Genomic DNA, 378 nt, shown 5'->3' on the forward strand with positions numbered 1-378 from the left:
GATGCCGCGCAGCCCGAGATGATCGGCGCTCACGTTGAGGCACGCCGCCACATTGCATTCGGGGTATCCGAGCCCGCGGCGCAGCAGCCCGCCGCGGGCCGTTTCCAGCACGGCGACATCGACAGCGCAATCCGCGAGGATCATTCGGGCGGATGACACGCCGGTCATATCGCCCGCGAGCGTCATCCGTCCATCAATGTATACGCCATCCGTGGTACCGAGGCCGACGGTGTAGCCCGCGAGCTTCATGATCTGGGCCAGCATGCGCGAAGTGGTCGTCTTGCCGTTGGTGCCGGTGATGCTCGCAATGGGGATCGTCTTCGGGGTGCCTGACGGGTACAGCATGTCGACGATGGCGCCGGCCACGTCCCGCGCCGG

At 66.7% G+C, this 378-nt stretch carries 1 protein-coding gene; it reads right to left on the bottom strand.

The features are described from left to right. Positions 1–366, bottom strand: a 366-nt coding sequence (locus tag PQR02_RS40850; protein WP_408243458.1) for a Mur ligase family protein, incomplete at its 3' end; no start/stop codon positions are given. Positions 367–378: the final 12 nt, after the last annotated feature.

The organism is Paraburkholderia sediminicola (assembly GCF_046026895.1).
GTDB classification, from domain to species: domain Bacteria; phylum Pseudomonadota; class Gammaproteobacteria; order Burkholderiales; family Burkholderiaceae; genus Paraburkholderia; species Paraburkholderia sediminicola_C.